Here is a 21,321-nt window from a genome sequence, read left to right as displayed (position 1 = left end):
TTCATCCAGCGCACGCGATGTCGCGCGTTGCCCATCCTTCAGGCCGCGCGCTGCGCCGCGACTACGCCACCACTGCTCCGCGCCGCGCCTCCGCCGCCTGCACCCCCACCCGCCCCCGCCAGTTCTCCCCACCCTCCAGCGCCGGCGTCGACTCGAACACCTCCGCGATCCAGTCGGCGAACACGCGCACCTTCTGCGACAGATGCCGGTTGTGCGGATACACGATCGAAATCGGTTTCGGCTTCGGATTGCAGTCCGGCAGCACCTCGACGAGCGAGCCGTCGAGCAGGTTCGGCAGCACCATGAACAGCGTCGGCTGGATCATCCCGAAGCCTTCGAGACCGCACGTCACATAGGCATCCGAATCGTTGACCGTGACGCTGGCGTTCATCCGCACCGCGAACGGCTTGCCGTCGATCATGAACACCCACGGAATCGCCCGCGCGCCGTGGCTCGACCGGAAATTCACCGCATGATGTTCGACGAGATCGGCAATCTCGTTCGGCTCGCCGTGACGGGCGAGGTAATCGGGCGATGCGCACGTCACGCGCTTGAGCATCCCGATGCGCCGCGCGACCATCGACGAATCCTCGAGCGGCCCGACCCGGATCATGCAGTCGATGCCTTCCTCGACCGGATCGACGTAGCGGTCGGACAACCCCAGCTCGAGCGTGATGTCCGGGTAGCGCTGCCGGAAGGTCGACAGCGACGGCAGCACGATGCGCCGCCCGAGCGAACTCGGCATGTGGACGCGCAGCACGCCGCTCGGCTTGCGGTTGCCGGCCTGGAAACTCGCGTCGGCCTCGGCGATCTCCGCGATGATCTTCATGCAATGCTCGTAGTACGCGGCGCCCTCCGGCGTCAGCGACAGCCGGCGCGTGGTCCGGTGCATCAGGCGCACGCCGAGCAGCGCCTCGAGATTCTGGATGATGGTCGTCACCGACGCGCGCGGCATCGCGAGCGTGTCGGCCGCCCGCGTGAAGCTGTTCGCGTCGACCACGCGGGTAAAAACTTCCATTGCCTGGATTCGGTCCATGCTGCCTTCCCCTTCGAATCGCCAACGGAACAGAATAGAGCCCGCGGCAGGCGCGGCACAAGCCCCCGCCCATTGTTCTCCGATCCTGAATAGTTTCGACGCTTCGGACTGGAAACCGACCGGTTTCCGTTCAGTTCCGCCCAGCGGCCGCCCGCGGCCCCGCTCATCGGTTATGCGTCACCGCACGAACCGCTCGCGATATCCCTGCGGCGACACGCCGAGCACGCGCACGAAACTGCGCCGCAGCGTCTCCTCGGAACCGAAGCCGCAACGCCCGGCGATCCGCTTGACGGACCACGCCGTTTCGCCGAGCAGGCGTTGCGCGGCCTCGACCCGGATCTGCTCGACCGCACGCGCGGGCGTGCGGCCGGTTTGCGCGCGATAGTGGCGCACGAAGCTGCGCTCGCTCATGCTCACGCGCTCGGCGAGCGCGGGCACCGACAGGTCGGCCGTCAAGTGCTCGGCCATCCATGCGTGCAACTCGCCGAACCGGTCGGCGGTGCGCTGCATCGACAGCATCGTGCTGAACTGCGCCTGCCCGCCGGGACGCTTCAGGAACACGACGAGCTCGCGCGCGACGTCGAGCGCCGTCGCCCGCCCGAGATCCTCCTCGACGAGCGCGAGCGCGAGATCGATGCCGGCGGTCACGCCGGCCGACGTCCACAGCGCGCCCTCGCGGATGAAGATCGGATCCGGTTCGACGCGCACGTTCGGGTAGCGCGCCGCGAATTCGTCGCAGCGCGCCCAGTGTGTGACCGCCCGCCGCCCGTCGAGCAGGCCGGCCTCGGCGAGCAGGAACGCGCCGGTGCAGACCGACGCCACGCGCCGCGCGCGCCCGGCCTGCTGCCGCACCCAGCGCACCACCCGCGCGTCCTTCGACGCGGCGTGCACGCCCTTGCCGCCGGCGACGATCAGCGTATCCGGACGGCGCGCGGCCGCGCGCAGCGACTCGGCCATCACGACGAGACCGGACGACGTCTCGACCGGCCCCGCCTCGACGGCCACGACGCGCGGCGCATACGGCGCCGGCTGCCCGCGTTCCAGCGCGAGCTCGTTGACGGACGCGAACACCTGCAGCGGCCCGGTCACATCGAGCAGTTGCGCACGGGGAAACGCGAGGACGACGATCGAACGCGGGGCGGCGGCAGGCATGACGATTGGCTGAAAACGTGGGTGATATGGCAATTTCGCCAAACACTACGCGCCTAGAATCGAACTGTCCATCCCGTGCCGAACGGCGCGCGTTCCCTTTCCTCTCGGAGCCTTCGCATGACCCTGCATATCGGCCTTCTCGTCTTTCCGGGCGTCCAGCAACTGGACCTCACGGGCCCGCACGACGTGCTCGCGTCGTTGCCCGACGCCGCCGTCCATCTGGTGTGGAAGTCGCGCGATGCGGTCGCGTCGAGCAGCGGCCTCGCGCTCGCGCCGACCTGCACGTTCGACGATTGCCCGCCGCTCGACGTGATCTGCGTCCCGGGCGGGATCGGGATCAACGACCTGCTGCTCGACACCGAAACGATCGCGTTCGTGCAGCGGAGCGCGGCCACCGCGCGCTACGTGACGTCGGTCTGCACCGGGTCGCTGCTGCTCGGCGTGGCCGGCCTGCTACGCGGGCGGCGCGCGACGACACACTGGAGGTTCCACACGCTGCTCGAACCGCTGGGCGCGATACCCGTGCGCGAGCGTGTCGTACGCGACGGCAACCTCGTCACGGGCGGCGGCGTGACGGCCGGCATCGATTTCGCGCTGACGATCGCCGCCGAGCTGGTCGGCGACGAAGAAGCGCAGGCGATCCAGCTGCAGCTCGAATATGCGCCCGCGCCGCCGTTCGACGCCGGCTCGCCCGACACCGCGCCGGCTGCGGTCGCGGCGCGCGTCACCGAACGTTCGGCGGCCGGCTTCGCCAAGCGCAAGCAGATCATCGAGCAGGCGCTGCGTACGACGTCGCGCTGAATGCGGATGTCGAAAAAAACACTGGAAAGCGGTGCACGCGTGTGCGGGGGAACCGATCGATGAACATCATCCGGAGTGCCGCATTCACGGCGGACCGCGCGTGGGGCGCGCTCGACATCGCGAACCTGAACGGCATCACGGTCCGGCTGCACTGGACCGACGAGCCGTATCGCTGGCACGTGAACGACGGCGAGGAGGTGTTCGCGGTGCTCGATGGCCGCGTCGAGATGCGCTACCGCGAAGCGGGCGTCGAGCATGCGACCGTGCTCGAAACGGGCGACGTCTTCCACGCGACGGTCGGCACCGAGCACGTCGCGCATCCGCTCGGCGCCGCGCGCATCCTCGTGATCGAGACCGCGGGCAGCGTCTGACGGCGGCCGTCGGGGCGTCGATGCCGCGCGGATGACGCGCGCCTGCGCGCGGCGGCACGCTTGCGCGACGCTGCGGCGATAGAGACGCGTCCGATTCGGCATCGCGTTGCATCGATAATGCCGGACGCTTTAACGAAAAATTTCGCCTATATTTTCGTACACTTACTAAATACAAATACATCAAAAAGCTTTAATAGCAAGCCGAATCGAATCGTCGATTCGGCGGGCCGATCATCTCGAAACCTATTATTTTCCGCCCGGTCTCACTGCCGATAAATACGCGATTTCACAATAACCATTCGTTAATACAGGTCGTTAAAGCGCAGCAATCCGATAGATAGAATTCAATCAACGCTTTCTGTTTATCGATAAAAAATGGACGAACTCCTCCCGATGCGACTATTCGTCAAGGTCGCCGAACTTCGCAGTTTCGCGCGCGCAGCCACGGAACTGAACATCTCCAATTCGTCAGCCACCCGCCTCGTCATGAGCATCGAGGATCGGCTCGGCGCACGCCTGCTGAACCGCACCACCCGCAGCCTGTCGCTGACCGACGCGGGCCACCTCTATCTGGCGCAGATCCGCCACGTGATCGACGAAATCGACTGGGTCGAGGAAACGATCGCGTCGATGCATCACGAACCGATCGGATCGCTGAAGATCGCCGCGCCGGTCATGTTCGGCATGCACGTGCTCGCGCCGGCCATCGACGCGTTCAAGGCGCGCCATCCGGCCATCGTGCCGGAAGTCACGATCGTGGACCGTCACGTCGACCTCGTGTCGGAGGGCTTCGACATCGGGCTGCTGCTGTCCCAGCACATCAGCAACAACACGCTCGTGAAGCGTCCGCTCACGCGAATCGGACGGATCGTCTGCGCAGCGCCGAACTATGTCGAACGGCATGGCGCGCCGGCCCATCCGCACGATCTCGCGTCGCACGCGGGCCTGGCGTTCCATGCCGATTTCGCGGGCGAGCACCTGTCGTTCGAACACGACCAGACGCGCATCACCGTGCGCCCGAACAAGTCCGCGTCGTCGAACAACGTCGGGCTGATCCGGAACTGGGCGCTGTCCGGCATGGGCATCGCGGTCCTGCCCGAGTTCCTCGTCAAGGAGGACCTCGACGCGGGCCGGTTGCTCGCGCTGCTGCCCGGCTATCGGCTCGACGCCCTCGAGATGAACGTCGCGTACCCGAGCCGCCGGCACTTTCCGCGCAAGGCGCGGCTTTTCGTCGATCACCTGATCGCGCATTTCGTCGGTTGAATGAACCGCGAAATCGCGCACCATTTTTCACGCCGATCGGCCGCCGCCCGCTCGCCTATTGCATGGCCCGCACGGCCCGCCGGCAGGGCTTCGGCGGCGCACGGCTCGTCGCCCGGCGGGCGCGGGCACGCCTGTTGCGCCGGCGCATCTCGGTAGTCGACCGCCCTTGGCAGCCCGCCGCGGAGGACTACACTAATCCTTAATGGGGTGCGGCCGGATAACCGCGCCCTCAGGGAGACGCCGCCATGAATCGGCCGCTGAATCGTATCCTGCCGCGCGTGACCGGGCCCGCATCGGTCTGGACGTGGATCAAGTGGTCCTTGCTCGCCGCATTGCTGATCGCGGTGGCGATCGTCGCGCGGCTCGTGCAGACCGAGATCGAAACGTCGCGGCTGCAGGCGCACTACCTGTCCGAGCTCGCCCGCGACGTCGGCTACACGGTCGAGGCGGGACCGAGCGACCACATCCGCTTCCCCGCGAACGGCCCGTACGACCAGCGCTTCGGCTACGCGATGATTCCCGCGTTCCAGCAGCGGCTGCTCGCGCGCGGCTTCGTCGTCAGCGAGCAGGCGCGCGATTCGCAGCGGATGCTGTCGCTCGGCGAGCGCGGGCTGTTCCTCCCTTACGAAGAGAAAGACCAGACGGGCCTGATGCTGTTCGATTCGACCGGCTCGCCGCTGTTCGCGACCGTGTTCCCGCAACGCGTCTATGCCGACTTCGACACGGTGCCGCGCGTGATCACCGACTCGCTGCTGTTCATCGAGGATCGCTACCTGCTCGATGCGAACGAGCCGAACCGCAACCCGGCGATCGACTGGGGGCGCTTCAGCCGTGCACTCGCCGACCAGGCGCTGCACGTCGTCAATCGCCACCAGGCGCGCCCGGGCGGCAGCACGCTCGCGACGCAGATCGAGAAGTTCCGCCATTCGCCGGAGGGCCGCACCGCCACGCCGCCCGAAAAGCTGCGGCAGATCGCCTCCGCGTCGGTGCGCGCGTATCTGAACGGCCCGCAGACGATGCTCGCGCGCCGCACGATCGTGGTGCGCTACCTGAATTCGGTGCCGCTCGCCGCGCGGCCGCACGTGGGCGAAATCACCGGCATCGGCGACGGTCTCGCCGCGTGGTACGGCCGCGACTTCAACGACGTGAACCGCATCCTGTCCGCGCCGACCACCGGCGACAACGTCGACCGGCAGGGCAAGACGTTTCGCGAGGTGTTGTCGCTGCTGATCGCGCAGCGCGCGCCGTCGTACTTCCTCAACCGCGGCTATCCGGCGCTGCAGAAGCTGACCGACAGCTACCTGCGGCTGCTGTCGAACGGCGGCGTGATCTCGCCCGCGCTGCGCGACGCCGCGCTCGCCGCGCAGATCGAACGCAGCGCGCCGCCGGCCGCCGCGCACGTGCAGTCGTTCGTGTCGCGCAAGGCCGTCACCTCCGCACGCGCGTCGCTGCTGTCGGCGCTCGGCATCGGCGACCTGTACCAGCTCGACCAGCTCGACCTGCAGGCGACCAGCACCCTCGACAACGGCGTGCAGCAGGCCGTCGCCGAGCGGCTCGCACGGGCGTCGACGCGCGACGGCGCGCAGGCCGCCGGCCTGTACGGTTTCGAGATGCTCGCGCCGAAGGACGACCCGTCGCACCTCACGTACAGCTTCACGCTGTACGAGCACCGCAACGGCGCGAACATGCTGCGCGTGCAGACCGACAGCGTGAACCAGCCGTTCGACGTGAATCGCGGCGGCCGCATCAACCTCGGCTCGACCGCGAAGCTGCGCACGCTGATCACGTACCTGCAGATCGTCTCCGACCTGCATGCGCGCTATGCGAGCCTGTCGAACGCGGCGCTGGCGCGCGTGAAGCCCGATCCGATCGACGCGCTGTCGCGCTGGGCGCTCGACTACCTGTCGCATACGCGCGACCGCTCGCTGCAGGCGATGCTCGATGCGTCCGTCGAACGCAAGTATTCGGCGAGCCCGGACGTGTTCTACACGGGCGGCGGCGCGCAGGTGTTCTCCAACTTCGAGAAGTCGGACAACGGCCGCATCATGACGCTGCACGCGGCGTTCGAGCACTCGGTCAACCTCGTGTTCGTGCGGCTGATGCGCGACATCGTCCACTACGAGACGCTGCAGGCGGCCGGCCCGTCGTCGTCGTGGCTCAACGATGCCGCGCAGCGCCAGCATTACCTGCAGCAGTTCGTCGACGGCGAAAGCCAGGTCTACGTGAAGCGCTACTACACGCGCTATGCGGGCAAGGCGCCCGACGACGCACTCGCGCTGATGCTGCGCGACGTACGCAAGTCGCCGCCGAAGCTCGCGACGGTGCTGCGCAGCGTCGCGCCGAACGAATCGCTCGCGTGGTTCGATGCGCAGATGCGCGCGCAACTGAAGGGCACGCCGGCCGCGACGCTGTCCGACGACGATCTCGCCGCGCTCTACGCGAAATACGCGATCGACCGCTTCAACCTCAACGACCGCGGCTATATCGCGAGCATCCATCCGCTCGCGTTGTGGACGCTCAACTATCTGCGCGCGCACCCCGGCGCGTCGCTCGCCGAGGTTCAGCGCGACAGTCGCGATGCGCGTTTCTACACGTATTCGTGGCTGTACAAGACCCGCTACCACGCGACGCAGGACCGGCGCATCCGCCGCATGGTCGAGCTGCGCGCGTACGCGGAGATCACGAAGTCGTGGCGCGCGCTCGGCTACCCGTTCGCGGAAGTGACGCCATCGTATGCGGCCGCGATCGGCGCATCGGGCGACCAGCCCGACGCGCTCGCGAAACTGATCGGCCTGATCGCGAACGGCGGCCAGAAGGCGCCGACCGAGACGATCACCCGGCTCGATTTCGCGAAGGGCACGCCGTACGAAACCCGCTTCGTGCGCGCGCCCGCTCAGCCGCAGCCGATGCTGTCGCCGGAGGTCGTCAACGTGACGCGCACGCTGCTGCGCGACGTCGTGCTCCACGGCACCGCGCGCCGCCTCGCGGGCGGGCTCACGCTGCCCGACGGCAAGACGCTCGACGTGTACGGCAAGACGGGGACGGGCGACCAGCGCTTCAACGTGTACGCGCGCGGCGCGCGGCTGATCGAGTCGCGCAAGGTCAACCGCAGCGGCACCTTCGTGTTCGCGATCGGCGACCGGTTCTTCGGGGTGCTGACGGCGACCGCGCACGAGCCGTATGCGGCGCGCTACGACTTCACGAGCGCGATGGCCGTGCAGTTGCTGAAGTCGATGGCGCCGGCGCTCGCGCCGCTGATCGAGCGCCCGGCCGACGCCGGCACGCGCACCGCGGGCCCGGCGCCGCAGGCGGAAACGCCTGCGCCGGGTGCGGCGGCCGTGCAACCGTCCTGACCCGATCGCCGCCGCGCGGGGGTGCCCGCGCCGGCGCCGCGCTCAGTGCGAGCGGCCGTCGTAATGCGTGACGGGCAGCGCGTCGAGGTCGACACCCTCGAGGCAGCGCACGTTGATCGCGGCCATCGCGGCGCCCTTCGGATCGACACCTTCGCCGAACGTGTGAATCCCGCAGCGCTTGCAGAAGCGATGGCGGATCACGTGCTTGTTGAACATGTAGCTCGCGAGGTGCTCGTCGGGCGTCAGCAGCTTCATGTGGTCGCGCGGCACGAACCACATCAGCGCGCCCTTGCGCCGGCAGATCGAGCAGTTGCAGGCCATCACGCCCTGCAGCTCGCCTTCCGCCTCGAACGTCACGTCTCCGCAGTGACAGCTTCCGCGATAAAGCATGGTCGTCTCCCGGTGCAGCCCGTGCGCAGCGCCGGCGCCCGGGCGGGACACCGTTGGCCGGGCCGATCCAAACGCGTACAGTAGCGCTCGCATGCGCCGCACGCAATGTGCGGGCGGCGCCATCCCTCATCGACCCAGGAGACCATCATGCTCGAACTGCGCCCCGGCTGCGAATGCTGCGACAAGGACCTGCCGCCCGATTCGGCGGACGCCCGCATCTGCACGTTCGAGTGTACGTTTTGCGCGACGTGCGCGGACGACGTGCTGAAGGGCCGCTGCCCGAACTGTGGCGGCGACCTGGTCGCCCGCCCGCGGCGGCCGGCGAGCCTGCTCGCGAAGTACCCGCCGTCGACGAAACGCATCCACAAGCCGGGCGGCTGCGCGAGCGCCTGACGGCGCGGGCACGGCGCCGCCCGCCCTGCTTCCGTCACGACGTCTCGATCCGCGCGCGCGTCACCGCGAGCAGTGTCGCCATCGCGCGGCGCGCGCCGTCCTCGTCGCGCACGCGGATCGCGTCGCTGACGGCCGTATGCTCGGCAAGCGACGCGTTGTACACGTCCGCCCGGCGCGCATTCAGCTGCAGTTGCGCCTCGAGCGTGCGGTCGATCAGCGCGCCGAGCGGCACCAGCAGCTCGTTGCCGCCGGCCTCCAGCACGCTCAGGTGAAAGCGCAGGTCGGCGCGCACCCATTCGTCGACGTTGCGCGCGGCGGCCATCGCGCGCACCGCGCCGTCGATCGCGTCGAACGCTTCGGGTGTATGGGTGCGCGCGGCCAGCGCGGCCGCGTGCGGCTCGATCATCTCGCGCATCTCCTGCAGCTTCAGTGCGAACGCGAGCGGCGGCGCGACGCGCGCATACCAGTCGAGCAGGTCGGCATCGAGCAGGTTCCACGCGCGGCGCGGCCGCACGCGCGTGCCGACCTTCGGCCGCGACTCGACCAGCCCCTTCGACGTCAGCGTGCGCAGCGCCTCGCGCATCACCGTGCGGCTCACGCCGTACATCTCCATCAGGTCGGGCTCCCTCGGCAGCAGCGATTCGGGCGGATAGTCGCCGCGCAGGATCGCCGTCGCGAGCCGGAAGGCCGTCTGTCCATGCAGGTCGCGTTGAATGATCGTTCTCCGTCGGGCGGGCTGCCCACTATCTGCACATTAATGCTATTAATACTATTTTTTATTCGACTACGCTAGGATAACCGCGAAAGCACGGATCGTGCGCCGGCCCCAAGCGGCCGCGCCCGTCAATCATGGAGACTCGCGTCATGAAAATCACCCGCCTCGAAACGTTCGTCGTCCCGCCCCGCTGGTTGTTCCTCAAGATCGAAACCGACGAGGGCATCGTCGGCTGGGGCGAGCCGATCGTCGAAGGCCGCGCGCATACGGTCGAGGCCGCCGTGCAGGAACTGGCCGACTACCTCGTCGGGCGCGACCCGCTCCTGATCGAGGATCACTGGCAGGTCATGTACCGCGCGGGCTTCTACCGCGGCGGGCCGATCACGATGAGCGCGATCGCGGGCGTCGACCAGGCGCTGTGGGACATCAAGGGCAAGCATCACGGCGTGCCCGTGCACGCGCTGCTCGGCGGCCAGGTGCGCGAGCGCATCAAGGTGTATTCGTGGATCGGCGGCGACCGGCCGAGCGACGTCGCGAACAATGCGCGCGCGGTGGTCGAGCGCGGCTTCAAGGCCGTGAAGATGAACGGCTCCGAGGAGCTGCAGATCGTCGACACCTACGACAAGGTCGAGCAGGTGATCGCGAACGTCGCGGCGGTACGCGACGCGGTCGGCCCGCACGTCGGGATCGGCGTCGACTTCCACGGCCGCGTGCACAAGCCGATGGCGAAGGTGCTCGCGAAGGAACTCGATCCGTACAAGCTGATGTTCATCGAGGAGCCGGTGCTGTCGGAGAACGCCGAGGCGCTGCGCGACATCGTCAACCAGACCAACACGCCGATCGCGCTCGGCGAAAGGCTCTACTCGCGCTGGGACTTCAAGCACATCCTCGCGGGCGGCTACGTCGACATCATCCAGCCGGACGCGTCGCACGCGGGCGGCATCACCGAGTGCCGCAAGATCGCGACGCTCGCGGAAAGCTACGACGTCGCGCTCGCGCTGCACTGCCCGCTCGGCCCCATCGCGCTCGCCGCGTGCCTGCAGCTCGACGCGGTCAGCTACAACGCGTTCATCCAGGAACAGAGCCTCGGCATCCACTACAACCAGGGCAACGACCTGCTCGACTACCTGCGCAATCCCGAGGTATTCCGTTACGAGGACGGCTTCGTCGCGATCCCGCAGGGCCCGGGGCTCGGCATCGACGTGAACGAGGAAAAGGTGCGCGAGATGGCGAAGACGGGCCATCGCTGGCGCAACCCGGTGTGGCGTCACGCGGACGGCAGCGTTGCCGAGTGGTGATGAACGCGTGAGATAAGCAAGATGCGCGGTGCGGCACGCGCGCCGCGCCACACGTTCGACACGGCCGCCCGCACCAGGCGGCCGTTCTTGCATCCGCGCCATGCGAGCGGCGCGCGCCGGCGCCCCGCGCCGCGGCGTTCGGCCGTCAGCCGAGCGCCGCGAACCCCGGCACGCTGAACGACAGCACGGCCGCCGCGACGAACACGCCGATCATCGTCATCCCTTCGAGATGCAGGATGTTGCGGAACGTGTGCGCATCCTCGGTCGACGCGGTGCGGCGCAGGCGCGGCAGCGCCGAGAACCGGTTGAGCCCGCCGAGCACGAGCGCCAGCGCGACGAGCAGCAGCTTCAGCAGCAACACGCGCCCCCACGTGCTGCCGTCGAGCGGCGCGAGCGAGCCGCCGAGCCCGCGGATCGCGTTGAGCACGCCGGTGCCGAGCACGAAGACGACCGCGACGATCGACGTGCGCGACAGCTGCTGGCCGATGCGGATCAGCGCGCCGCGCGCGACCGACGAGCCGAGCGCCGGCAGCACCGCGAGCCCGCCCGCGAGCACGAGGCCGCCCCACACGGCGGTGGCCAGCAGGTGCAGCGTCTGCACGCCGACCGCCGCGGACAGCACGCCGCTATCGGCCGCATGGCCGAGCGAGGCCTTGCCGGCCGCGACCACGATCACCGCGAGCCACAGCACCGCATGCGCGAGCGGGCCGTCCGGCTTCGCGAGCGCGACGATCGCGAGCACCGCCGCGCCGGCGAACGCGACGCTCCACGCAAAGCCCGTGTGCGTCTGCGTCAGCATGACGGGAATCGCGGCGAACGCGCCGCCGAGCCCCGCGCCGCTCATCGTCGCGGCCTCGTAGACGAGCCAGCCGAGGTCGGCGAGCACCAGCGCCAGCGCCGCCGCGACCAGCGAATGTTGCGCGCGCAGCCACGCGGGGTGCGACGGCGCGACGACCGGCCGCGCGCCGTCCTTGCCGAGCCATGCCTTGAGCAGCGCCGAACCGACCGCCATCGCGAACGCCGCATCCATCAGCGCCGCGAGCGCGACCTGGCCGATCCACAAGCTGTCGAATTTCATCGCGCGCACCCTCCCGCAAGCGGCAGGCCGGCAGCGCGGCGGCAACGGAACGGACAGCGTGAGGCAGGCAACGGCACGGTAGAAAACGTCATCGATGAATCCGGAAACGGGAGAAATGACTGGATCCGCGGCGCAGGCGCCGCGCGACCCGCGAGTGTACGGTCTTCGAGGGTGAAAACGCACGCCGGTTCACACGACCGGGCCGCCATGCGCGTCAAATTGTCGCAAGTCGCAAACGAACAGGAACCGATGTCCTTTCGTCAAATAGCCGTCATTACCCATCGATGATAGAATGCCGCGTCGCAGCAGCCCGGCTGTCCTGCCGTCCATGCGCCGAGCCGATCGTAGCCCGGACAAGGTCCCCGACGAATAAACATGGAGTCTCGTGTGTCTTCAAGACGCCTCTTCCGTCCGCTGCTCGCCGTTCTGATGATCGGCGGCGCGGGCCTTATGAGCGCTGCCCAAGCGCAGACCAAGCCCACGGAGCAAGCGCACGCCCAGCAGGCGCCGCTCAAGGCACCCGATACCATGGCCGAGCGCGTGCGCGGCTGTACCGCATGCCACGGCGTCCACGGCCAGGGCACCGACAACGACTACTTCCCGCGTCTTGCCGGCAAGCCGGCCGAGTACCTGTACAACCAGCTCGTCAACTTCCGCGACGGCCGGCGCAAGTACCCGCCGATGAACTATCTGCTGACGTACCTGAACGACGACTACCTGCGCGAAATCGCCGAGCACTTCTCGGCCGAACGTCCGCCGTACCCGACGCCCGCGAAGCCGACGCTGCCGGCCTCGACGCTCGCACGCGGCAAGCAGCTCGTCACGCAGGGCGACCCGTCGCGCAAGCTGCCGGCCTGCGTGGCCTGCCACGGCGCAGGGCTGACCGGCATGCAGCCGGCGATCCCGGGCCTCGTCGGCCTGCACGCCGATTACCTGAGCGCCCAGCTCGGCGCATGGCGCTCGGGCAACCGCCACGCGAAGGCGCCCGATTGCATGCACGACATCGCCGCGAAGCTTTCCGACGAAGACGTGACGGCCGTGACCGCATGGCTCGCCGCGCAACCGGCGCCCGCCAACCCCGTGCCGGCCCCGGCGCGTTCGATGAAGACTCCGCTCGCCTGCGGCAGCGAACCGCAATAAGGCAAGGGAGACAGACACAATGAAACGCAAGTCCCTGTTTGCACTCTCGGCCGTCGCGATCGTCGCGGCTGCCGCCCTCGTGCCGGTCCTGTGGCCGGGCAACGACACGCTGCACGGCGCCGCCGCCGTCGCGGCCACGCCGGCCGATCAGGCCGCGCTGATCAAGAAGGGCGAATACCTCGCGCGCGTCGGCGACTGTATCGCGTGCCACACCGTGCGCGGCGGCAAGTCGTTCGCGGGCGGCCTGCCGATGGCGACGCCGTTCGGCACGATGTACACGCCGAACATCACGCCGGACGACCAGAACGGTATCGGCAAGTGGACGTCGGACGACTTCTACCGCGCGATGCACACGGGCCGCTCGAAGGACGGCAGCCTGCTGTACCCGGGCTTCCCGTTCGCGAGCTACACGAAGGTCACGCGCGCCGATTCGGACGCGATCTACGCGTACCTGCGTTCGGTCCCGCCGGTGTCGGTGCCGAGCCGTCCGCACGAACTGAAGTTCCCGTTCAACAACCGCAACCTGTTGATCGGCTGGCGCACGCTGTTCTTCAAGGAAGGCGAGTACAAGCCGGATCCGACGAAGTCGGTCGAATGGAACCGCGGCGCGTATCTCGTCGAAGGCCTCGGCCACTGCTCGATGTGCCACACGTCGATCAACATGATGGGCGGCCCGGTGAACTCGTCGGCGTTCGCCGGCGGCCTGATCCCGCTGCAGAACTGGTACGCGCCGTCGCTGACGAACGACAAGGAACTCGGCCTCGGCGACTGGCACGTGCAGGAGCTGTCCGACCTGCTGCAGGCCGGCGTGTCGCAGAAGGGCGCGGTGTTCGGCCCGATGGCGGACGTGGTCCACAACAGCCTGCAGTACATGACCGACGAAGATACGCGCGCGATGTCGACGTACCTGAAGTCGATCCCGCAGAAGGCTGAAGCGCCGAAGAACATGCAGTACGAGCCGTCGAAGCAGTTCGGCAACGCGCTGTTCGAACAGGGCAAGAAGATCTACGCGGACAACTGCGCGACCTGCCACGCCGAAACCGGCGCCGGCAAGCCGCCGGCCTATCCGCCGCTCGCGGGCAACCACTCGATCATGATGGAATCGGCCGTCAACCCGATCCGCATGGTGCTGAATGGCGGCTACCCGCCGAGCACGTTCAAGAATCCGCGTCCGTACGGGATGCCGCCGTTCGCACAGTCGCTGTCGAACCAGGAAGTCGCGGCAGTCGTCACGTATATCCGGATGTCCTGGGGTAACAACGGTACGCCGATCTCGCCGCAACAGGTGAGCGACCTGCGTTCCGCGCCGCTCGACTAAGAAGCGGCTCACACAAACGGGGCGCGGCTGCGGGAAACCGCGGCCGCGCCCTTTTGCTTTTTGGCTGTTTTGCGATGCAGGTTTGCCGCGCGGGCCGCGCGATGCATCGCCGATCATAAAACTCAAGAGTGGTATCTATGTCTTTCGAATCTCTCGGCCTGGCCGAACCGCTGGTCAAGGCGGTCAACGAGCTCGGCTACACGTCGCCGACCCCGATCCAGCAACAGGCCATCCCGGCCGTCCTCGGCGGCGGCGACCTGCTCGCCGGCGCACAAACGGGCACCGGCAAGACCGCCGGCTTCACGCTGCCGATCCTGCAACGCCTGCACACGTTCTACGCCGAACACCGTGGCGCGAAGCGCGCGGTGCGCGCGCTGATCCTCACGCCGACGCGCGAACTCGCCGCCCAGGTCGAGGAAAGCGTCCGTGCATACAGCAAGTACCTGAAGCTGCGCTCGACCGTGATGTTCGGCGGCGTCAGCATCAATCCGCAGATCGACGCGCTCAAGCGCGGCGTCGACATCGTCGTCGCGACGCCGGGGCGCCTGCTCGACCACATGCAGCAGAAGACCATCGACCTGTCGGATCTCGACATCCTCGTGCTCGACGAAGCCGACCGGATGCTCGACATGGGCTTCATCCACGACATCAAGCGCGTGCTCGCGAAGCTGCCGCCGCAGCGCCAGAACCTGCTGTTTTCGGCCACCTTCTCCGACGAAATCAAGGCGCTCGCCGACAGCCTGCTCGACTCGCCCGCGCTGATCGAGGTCGCTCGCCGCAACACGACCGCCGAGAGCGTCGCGCAAAAGATCCACCCGGTCGACCGCGACCGCAAGCGCGAGCTGCTCACCCACCTGATCCGCGAACACAACTGGTTCCAGGTGCTCGTGTTCACGCGTACCAAGCACGGCGCGAACCGGCTCGCCGAGCAACTGACGAAGGACGGCATCAGCGCGATGGCGATCCACGGCAACAAGAGCCAGTCGGCCCGCACGCGCGCGCTGGCCGAGTTCAAGAACAGCACGCTGCAGGTGCTCGTCGCGACCGATATCGCCGCGCGCGGGATCGACATCGACCAGTTGCCGCACGTCGTCAACTTCGACCTGCCGAACGTACCCGAGGATTACGTGCACCGGATCGGCCGCACGGGCCGCGCGGGCGCGACCGGCGAAGCGGTGTCGCTCGTGTGCGTCGACGAGAAGCAGTTGCTGCGCGACATCGAGCGGCTGATCAAGCGCGAGATCCCGCAGGAAGTGATCGCGGGCTTCGAACCCGACCCGAACGCGAAGCCGGAGCCGATCCAGCAGCGCCGCGGGCAGCAGCAGCCGCGCGGCGGTGGCGGCGGCAATCGCCAGCCGCGCGCCGGCGGTTCAGGCCATCCGGCCGCGAAACGCGACGGCAACGCGCAACCGAAGGCCGCGCAGCAGAAGGCCGCGAAGCCGCGCCCGCAAGGCGGCGCCGGCGGCAATGGCGGCGCGCGTCCGGCAGGCGGTGGCAACGGCGCCCGCCCGGCGAACGGCAACGCCGCGCACCCGAACCGCAACCGTTCGTCGCGCAGCGGCCAGCGCGGTCACTGAAGCCGCGCGGCCGCGCGCCGCAGGTGCTCGATCTGGCGTTGCCAGCGTGCGAGCACCGCGGCGCGCTCCCCTTCCAGCGTGAACGTGACGCCGGTCGCGAGACGCGCATAGCCGACCCGCTGCGCATCGCCGTGCGCGATCGTCGCGGCGAATCCGGCCAGCCCGCCGAAGTCTCCTTCGAGCGGCGCCATCTCCAGTTGCGCCTGAAGGAACGCACCGTCGGCGACGAGCGTCAGCGCGGCCGTGCGCCGCTGCGCGATCGCGCGCGCCGCCCGCGACTGCGGCCACAGCGCGATCAGCAGCGTGCGCGCATCGCGCGCGTAGATCTCGCCGACGCCGAGCAGCGTCGTGCGCAACTGGCCGTCGTCGGTCGCGACGATCAGCGACGCGGCGACGTCGGCATGACGCTCGAGCGCGGTGCCGTCGAACAGCGACACGACGGCAGGCGGCCACGCGTCGAACGTCCATTGTTCGAGCGCGTGGCGATGGGTATCGGTCATGATGGCGTGGCGCGGGTGCGGGACGGATGAGGATGCATCAGCATACGCGCGACGGGCCGTGCCGCGGCGATCAGCGCAGGAAAACGTGCCGCGTGATCTTCGTGAGCGGGTAGTGGACGCCCGGCTGGATCTTCGCGGGCAGGTCGAGCGGCTTGAGCAGCATCTTCACGCACATGTCGGCCGACAGGTTGCGCCGGACGAGCGAATTGATGCGTGCGGCGCGCTCGCGGTTGTACTGGCTGTCGCCGACGCGGTCCGGATAGCGGATCGCGAAAACGTGGCGCAGCGCGATCTCGGAATCCTCGTTCTTGATTTCCATCACGCGGCGCGCGAGCGCGCCGAGCACCGCGAGCCGGCCGTTGCCTTCGACCTGGTTGTACTTCTTGAAGAACTTGAAGAAGTGCTTGTAGTGGCGCACTTCGTCCGTGCGGATGTTGTCGGTGATTTCCTTGAGCACCGGCTCGTCCGAGCACTCGTTGATCGCGCGGTAGAGCGTGGCCGTGCCCGTCTCGACGACGCAGCGTGCGACCATTTCGAGCGCGCGGGTTTTTTCGAACGCCTCGACCGAGCAGGTCTTCGAATACTCGGCAAAGAAATTCGCGAACGCGGTATCCCAGTCGAACTCCGGCCACACGTGCGCGATGTACGCCTTCAGCGCGCGGCCGTGCTGCAATTCTTCGGGCTCCCATGCATTGTTGAGCCATGCGGAGACTTCCGGATCGTCATTGAAGAATTCGCTCAGATTGCTCGTATAGAGATCCGAGCCGCTTTCGATGAACGACGACGCGCACAGCAGCAGCAACAGATCCTCGTTCGCGGCGGCACGCTGACGATCGATCCGGTTCAGGTCGATGTCCTCGATACGCCACGGCATCACATGCGTCGTTTTCATGTCCATGGTGGTGCGCTCCCAGTCGTCGCGCGGGGGCCGGCCCGTGCCTGGGCACAGGCGCCAGCCGGTCCGCAGGCGGCGTTTTACTTGCGTTTATAGTGAGTTGGTCCGGCCGAACCATTCCTGGCATCTTAGCCGGACTTTGACGTTCGTGCTCCAGAGCACTGACCATACCCGACAGGCGCAGTTCCACGGCGTCTGTTGCCGTTCGTTAGACGAGCCCTTCAAACCGCTTGCGCGGGTTCGACGATGGGCGGCCGCGCCAAACGAAACGGGCGGCCGCCGGGCCGCCCGCGATGCCGGGAAACTGCAACGCAAGCTGGAAGCGATCCGTCAGAAACCGGCCGCCAGCCCGTCGCGCCGGCTGTCGCTCGCGGCCACGTAGCCGCGCTCGGGATCGTCGGGATCGAGGCGCCACACGAACTGCCCCGAACCGAAATCCATGTAAGGATCGTCGATCGACTGGATCGTATGGCCGCGGGCGGCGAGCGCGTCGACGGTCGCGCGGTTCATCGTCGCCTCGACGTCGAGCGTGAAGTCGCGGTTGACCTTCCAGCGCGGCGCGCAACACGCGGCCTGCGGCTGCTGGCCATAGCCGAGCATCCGCACGATGGTCTGCAGGTGGCCCTGCGGCTGCATGTCGCCGCCCATCACGCCGAAGCTCATCACGGCCTCGGTGCGGCCGTTGGCTTCCTCGGTGACGAACGCCGGGATGATCGTGTGGAACGGCCGCTTGCCGCCCGCGACGACGTTCGGCGAAGCCGGGTCCATCGAGAAGCCGTGCCCGCGGTTCTGCAGCGCAATGCCCGTGCCGGGCACGACGAGCCCCGAACCGAAGCCCATGTAGTTCGACTGGATGAAGCTCACCATCATCCCGCGCTCGTCGGCCGCCGACAGGTAGATCGTGCCGCCGGAATGCGGGCGGCCGGCGGCGAAGTGCGTCGCCCGCGCGCGATCGATCAGCTTCGCGCGTTCGGCGAGATACGCGTCGTCGAGCATCTGTTCGGGCGTGACGTCCATCGCGCGCGGATCGGCGACGTAGCGATAGACGTCGGCGAACGCGAGCTTCATCGCCTCGATCTGCAAATGCTGCGAATCGACGGAGTCGACCGGCCATTCGGTCACGCCCGCATGCTCGGCGATGCCGAGCGCGATCAGCGCGGCGATGCCCTGCCCGTTCGGCGGGATCTCGTGAATCGTATGGCGGCCGAAGCGCTTGCCGATCGGCTCGACCCATTCCGGCCGGTACGCGCGCAGGTCGGCTTCGGTCAGCGCGCCGCCGCCTTCGCGCGCGAACGCGGCGACACGCTCGGCGAGCGCACCTTCGTAGAACGCACGGGCGCCGTCCTTCGCGAGCGTGCGCAGCGTCCGCGCGTGACCGGGCAGGCACACGCGTTCGCCGACGAGCGGTGCGCGGCCGCGCGGCATGAAGGTGTCCGCGAAGCCCGGCAGGCCCTGCAGTTCGGGAATGGCCGCCGCCCACTTGTGCGCGACGATCGGCGGCACCGCATAGCCGCGCTCCGCGATCTCGATCGCCGGTTCGAGCAGGTCCGCGAACGGCAGCGAACCGAACTTCGCGTGTAGTGCTTCCCAGCCCGCGATCACGCCCGGCACGGTGACGGTGTCCCAGCCGCGCGTCGGCTTGTTCGCGATGCCGCGCGCGTCCTCGCCGTGACGCTGGCGGAAGTAGTCGACGTTCCATGCGGCCGGCGCGACGCCCGATGCGTTCAGCCCGGACAGCCGCTCGCCGTCCCACACGAGCGCGAACGCATCGCCGCCGAGGCCGCACGACACGGGCTCGACGACCGTGATCGCGGCGGCCGCGGCCAGCGCCGCATCCACCGCGTTGCCGCCCTTCCACAGCATCCGCAGCCCGGCCTGCGCGGCCAGCGGGTGCGACGTCGACACGACGTTGCGCGCGAACACCGGAATGCGGGTCGTCGGATACGGGTTGTGCCAGTTGAAGCCACTCATCGATACCACCTCGTCGAAAGCTGGATGAACGTGCCCGGGTGAGCGGGCAATCCGCCATTGCAGCGCGATCAGCGCGATCGTACAAATTCATTTGTCACATGAATCCATGCGATTCGCGCATGAATTGTGCGCGCCGATGCCCGGCAGGCCGGCCGAACGCCGTTGCCGCCCTTACAATACCCGCTCCGTCTCACGACACGACCATCGAGCCATGACCCGAGATCCCCGCCTCACCCTCAACGCGCGCCAGCAGGAATTGCTCGAATGGGTGCAGCGCGACGGCTTCGTGACCGTCGACGATCTCGCCGCGCACTTCGCGGTGACGCCGCAGACGATCCGCCGCGACGTGAACTGGCTCGCCGACCTGAACCTGCTGCGCCGCTATCACGGCGGCGCGAGCCTGCCGACCAGCTCGGAGAACGTGTCGTATACGGCGCGTCAGCGGATGTTCCACGACGAGAAGCGGCGCATCGCGGCGCTCGCGGCGTCGCACATCCCCGACCAGGCGTCGCTGTTCATCAACCTCGGCACGACGACCGAGGAAGTCGCGCGTGCGCTGAACCGCCATCACGGGCTGCACGTGATCACGAACAACCTGAACGTCGCATCGATGATGAGCGGCTACCCCGACTGCGAGGTGCTGATCACGGGCGGCATCGTGCGGCCGTGGGACAAGGGCATCGTCGGCGAGCTCGCGATCGACTTCATCCGCCAGTTCAAGGTCGACTACGCGATCATCGGCACGTCGGCGATCGAGGCCGACGGCACGCTGCGCGATTTCGACACGCGCGAGGTGCGCGTCGCCGAGGCGATCATGCAGCACGCGCGCACGGTGTACCTCGTGACCGACCATTCGAAGGTCGGCCGCCCGGCGCTGGTGCGCCAGGGCCATCTGAGCCAGGTGCACGCACTCTTCACCGACAAGCCGCTGCCGCCCGACATGGCCGATACGGTGGCCGCCGCCGGCACGCAGGTGTACGTCGCGGAATGACGGTTGCGATGCTGCACCGCACCTCGAACTTCAAGTGAAATCAAGAAGTTGGCGCCGCGCGCGAACCGCTTGCGGTGTGCGCTTCTGTCAAACGGAAAATTAACGGGGCACGATTTGTCGTTGCCTGCGCACTCGACTAGACTCCAGTTCCCCGGCCCGTTCGCCGATCCGCCTGTGCCAGGGCGGTGCGAATCGCAGGCCGGCGAATGCAGCTTTCCCCCCCAAGCCATACCCCCGCGGGGTATCGCGCGTCGGCGGTGCGCCGGCCGCGCGGGCAGTCTGATTGCCACGGAGAGAACGATGCTGAGTCCGCATGAATTCGCCACGCTCTTGCTTGTGAAGGACGCGCCTGATCAGCGCGACATGGATCGGGATGAACTGGACATCCTGCTCGAACAACAGCTCGTCCGCCTGGAAGGGCTCGGCTCGGGGCGCAAATACTGCGTGACCGAGACCGGCGACGCCGCGCTGCGATCCATCAAGTACCGCTATTCGTAAGCCCCGCTGTCCCTGACCCGACCTGATCGCGCGGCCGCCATCCGGCCGCGCGGTCGTTCCTGCCCTCCCTTCCGTCCGTTCGCCGCCGCCGGCCTCAACCGCCGCGCAGCGTCGGGTCGACCGCCGCCCGCCAGCTGATGGCCTGCGCGCGTGCGCCGTTGAAGTAGGCGATCCAGCCGGCCCGTGCCGCCGCGTCGGGCGCCGCATAGCGGGTCGAAAGTTCGTTTACGAACGCACAATAGTTCGCTTCGGTCAGCCCGCGATACCGTTTCGCCACGTACGCGTCGTACAGCGTCGAGTAGACCGGCTGTGCGTCCGCGCCCCAATCGCGCGCGGCGCCGCCGCACGACGTCTGCAGGTCGATGAACGACGGCGCTCGCCAGTTGCCGGCGAGCGGCGGCGCACCCGCGCTGCAGCCCGCCAGAAGGACCGCACACACGCCGGCCCACATCCCAATACGCATGATTCACCTCGCGAAACGGTCGATTCCGTCAGTATCGTCCGGGATCGTGCCGCGCGCTACTGGCCCCGCTTTTTCGAACTTTACTTTTTCGATTTCGTTCGTTAAATTTCGAATTCGA

20 protein-coding genes are annotated in these 21,321 nt (G+C 68.0%); 11 read left to right on the top strand and 9 right to left on the bottom strand.

Translation table 11 applies throughout. The features are described 5' to 3' along the window. Positions 1-61: 61 nt before the first annotated feature. Both HWX62_RS23225 and HWX62_RS23220 read right to left on the bottom strand, forming a co-directional pair. Complete coding sequence (locus HWX62_RS23225; RefSeq protein WP_175927741.1) at positions 62-1,036, bottom strand: LysR family transcriptional regulator; 975 nt, start codon at positions 1,034-1,036, stop codon at positions 62-64. A 177-nt stretch (positions 1,037-1,213) separates the two neighbouring features. Next, positions 1,214-2,188 carry a GlxA family transcriptional regulator gene (locus HWX62_RS23220; RefSeq protein ID WP_175927742.1) on the bottom strand — a complete coding sequence of 325 codons (975 nt, stop codon included), beginning with the start codon at positions 2,186-2,188 and terminating at the stop codon, positions 1,214-1,216. A 117-nt stretch (positions 2,189-2,305) separates the two neighbouring features. On the opposite strand from HWX62_RS23220, the gene HWX62_RS23215 reads away from it, so the two are divergent. From HWX62_RS23215 to HWX62_RS23200, 4 genes are all read left to right on the top strand, one after another. Further along, positions 2,306-2,989 carry a DJ-1/PfpI family protein gene (locus HWX62_RS23215; protein WP_175927743.1) on the top strand — a complete coding sequence of 228 codons (684 nt, stop codon included), beginning with the start codon at positions 2,306-2,308 and terminating at the stop codon, positions 2,987-2,989. 59 nt (positions 2,990-3,048) lie between these two features. After that, positions 3,049-3,360, top strand: coding sequence for a cupin (locus HWX62_RS23210; RefSeq protein ID WP_175927744.1), 312 nt, complete (start codon positions 3,049-3,051; stop codon positions 3,358-3,360). Between the two features lie 375 nt (positions 3,361-3,735). Continuing rightward, positions 3,736-4,623 (top strand): LysR family transcriptional regulator, encoded by an 888-nt coding sequence (locus HWX62_RS23205; RefSeq protein ID WP_175927745.1) that lies wholly within the window; start codon positions 3,736-3,738, stop codon positions 4,621-4,623. 245 nt (positions 4,624-4,868) lie between these two features. Beyond that, a complete protein-coding gene (locus HWX62_RS23200; RefSeq protein ID WP_175927746.1) occupies positions 4,869-7,976 on the top strand; it encodes a transglycosylase domain-containing protein in 3,108 nt (1,035 codons plus the stop codon). Positions 7,977-8,018: 42 nt separating this feature from the next. Here HWX62_RS23200 and HWX62_RS23195 read toward each other — a convergent pair whose 3' ends face one another. Further along, the gene (locus HWX62_RS23195) at positions 8,019-8,366 is read right to left on the bottom strand and encodes a GFA family protein (protein ID WP_175927747.1); all 348 of its coding nucleotides are present in this window, start codon (positions 8,364-8,366) and stop codon (positions 8,019-8,021) included. Between the two features lie 147 nt (positions 8,367-8,513). Between HWX62_RS23195 and HWX62_RS23190 the strand changes: the two genes are divergently transcribed. Beyond that, positions 8,514-8,759, top strand: a complete 246-nt coding sequence (locus HWX62_RS23190) for a DUF1272 domain-containing protein (RefSeq protein ID WP_175927748.1) — start codon at positions 8,514-8,516, stop codon at positions 8,757-8,759. Positions 8,760-8,793: 34 nt separating this feature from the next. On the opposite strand, the gene HWX62_RS23185 is transcribed toward HWX62_RS23190, so the two are convergent. Then, positions 8,794-9,477: a FadR/GntR family transcriptional regulator gene (locus HWX62_RS23185; RefSeq protein ID WP_175928164.1), complete on the bottom strand. Its 684-nt coding sequence runs from the start codon at positions 9,475-9,477 to the stop codon at positions 8,794-8,796. 146 nt (positions 9,478-9,623) lie between these two features. Here HWX62_RS23185 and dgoD point away from each other — a divergent pair, with 146 nt between their 5' ends. Continuing rightward, on the top strand, positions 9,624-10,772 hold the full coding sequence (gene dgoD, locus HWX62_RS23180) for a galactonate dehydratase (protein ID WP_044844540.1): 1,149 nt from the start codon (positions 9,624-9,626) through the stop codon (positions 10,770-10,772). Between the two features lie 145 nt (positions 10,773-10,917). Here dgoD and HWX62_RS23175 read toward each other — a convergent pair whose 3' ends face one another. After that, positions 10,918-11,850, bottom strand: coding sequence for a CopD family protein (locus HWX62_RS23175; RefSeq protein WP_175927749.1), 933 nt, complete (start codon positions 11,848-11,850; stop codon positions 10,918-10,920). A gap of 375 nt (positions 11,851-12,225) precedes the next feature. On the opposite strand from HWX62_RS23175, the gene HWX62_RS23170 reads away from it, so the two are divergent. From HWX62_RS23170 to HWX62_RS23160, 3 genes are all read left to right on the top strand, one after another. Continuing rightward, entirely contained in the window at positions 12,226-12,990 is a 765-nt protein-coding gene (locus HWX62_RS23170) for a c-type cytochrome (protein ID WP_175927750.1), read from the top strand. Between the two features lie 19 nt (positions 12,991-13,009). Beyond that, positions 13,010-14,308 carry a cytochrome c gene (locus tag HWX62_RS23165; protein ID WP_175927751.1) on the top strand — a complete coding sequence of 433 codons (1,299 nt, stop codon included), beginning with the start codon at positions 13,010-13,012 and terminating at the stop codon, positions 14,306-14,308. A 137-nt stretch (positions 14,309-14,445) separates the two neighbouring features. Then, positions 14,446-15,885: a DEAD/DEAH box helicase gene (locus HWX62_RS23160; protein ID WP_175927752.1), complete on the top strand. Its 1,440-nt coding sequence runs from the start codon at positions 14,446-14,448 to the stop codon at positions 15,883-15,885. On the opposite strand, the gene HWX62_RS23155 is transcribed toward HWX62_RS23160, so the two are convergent. The 3 genes from HWX62_RS23155 to HWX62_RS23145 form a co-directional block, all read right to left on the bottom strand. Then, positions 15,879-16,385: a hypothetical protein gene (locus tag HWX62_RS23155; RefSeq protein WP_175927753.1), complete on the bottom strand. Its 507-nt coding sequence runs from the start codon at positions 16,383-16,385 to the stop codon at positions 15,879-15,881. The genes HWX62_RS23160 and HWX62_RS23155 overlap by 7 nt on opposite strands. A gap of 70 nt (positions 16,386-16,455) precedes the next feature. After that, positions 16,456-17,283 (bottom strand): ferritin-like domain-containing protein, encoded by an 828-nt coding sequence (locus tag HWX62_RS23150; RefSeq protein ID WP_175927754.1) that lies wholly within the window; start codon positions 17,281-17,283, stop codon positions 16,456-16,458. A 327-nt stretch (positions 17,284-17,610) separates the two neighbouring features. Next, positions 17,611-19,251: a gamma-glutamyltransferase family protein gene (locus HWX62_RS23145; RefSeq protein WP_175927755.1), complete on the bottom strand. Its 1,641-nt coding sequence runs from the start codon at positions 19,249-19,251 to the stop codon at positions 17,611-17,613. 211 nt (positions 19,252-19,462) lie between these two features. Here HWX62_RS23145 and HWX62_RS23140 point away from each other — a divergent pair, with 211 nt between their 5' ends. Both HWX62_RS23140 and HWX62_RS23135 read left to right on the top strand, forming a co-directional pair. Continuing rightward, positions 19,463-20,242, top strand: a complete 780-nt coding sequence (locus HWX62_RS23140) for a DeoR/GlpR family DNA-binding transcription regulator (protein ID WP_034208319.1) — start codon at positions 19,463-19,465, stop codon at positions 20,240-20,242. 300 nt (positions 20,243-20,542) lie between these two features. Then, a complete protein-coding gene (locus tag HWX62_RS23135; RefSeq protein WP_006477892.1) occupies positions 20,543-20,740 on the top strand; it encodes a hypothetical protein in 198 nt (65 codons plus the stop codon). 94 nt (positions 20,741-20,834) lie between these two features. Here the strand turns inward: HWX62_RS23135 and HWX62_RS23130 are convergent, their stop codons facing one another. Further along, a complete protein-coding gene (locus tag HWX62_RS23130; RefSeq protein WP_175927756.1) occupies positions 20,835-21,203 on the bottom strand; it encodes a hypothetical protein in 369 nt (122 codons plus the stop codon). Positions 21,204-21,321: the final 118 nt, after the last annotated feature.

The organism is Burkholderia sp. BCC0506 (genome assembly GCF_902833145.1).
GTDB lineage: Bacteria > Pseudomonadota > Gammaproteobacteria > Burkholderiales > Burkholderiaceae > Burkholderia.
This window is presented reverse-complemented; position numbering and strand designations above follow the sequence as displayed.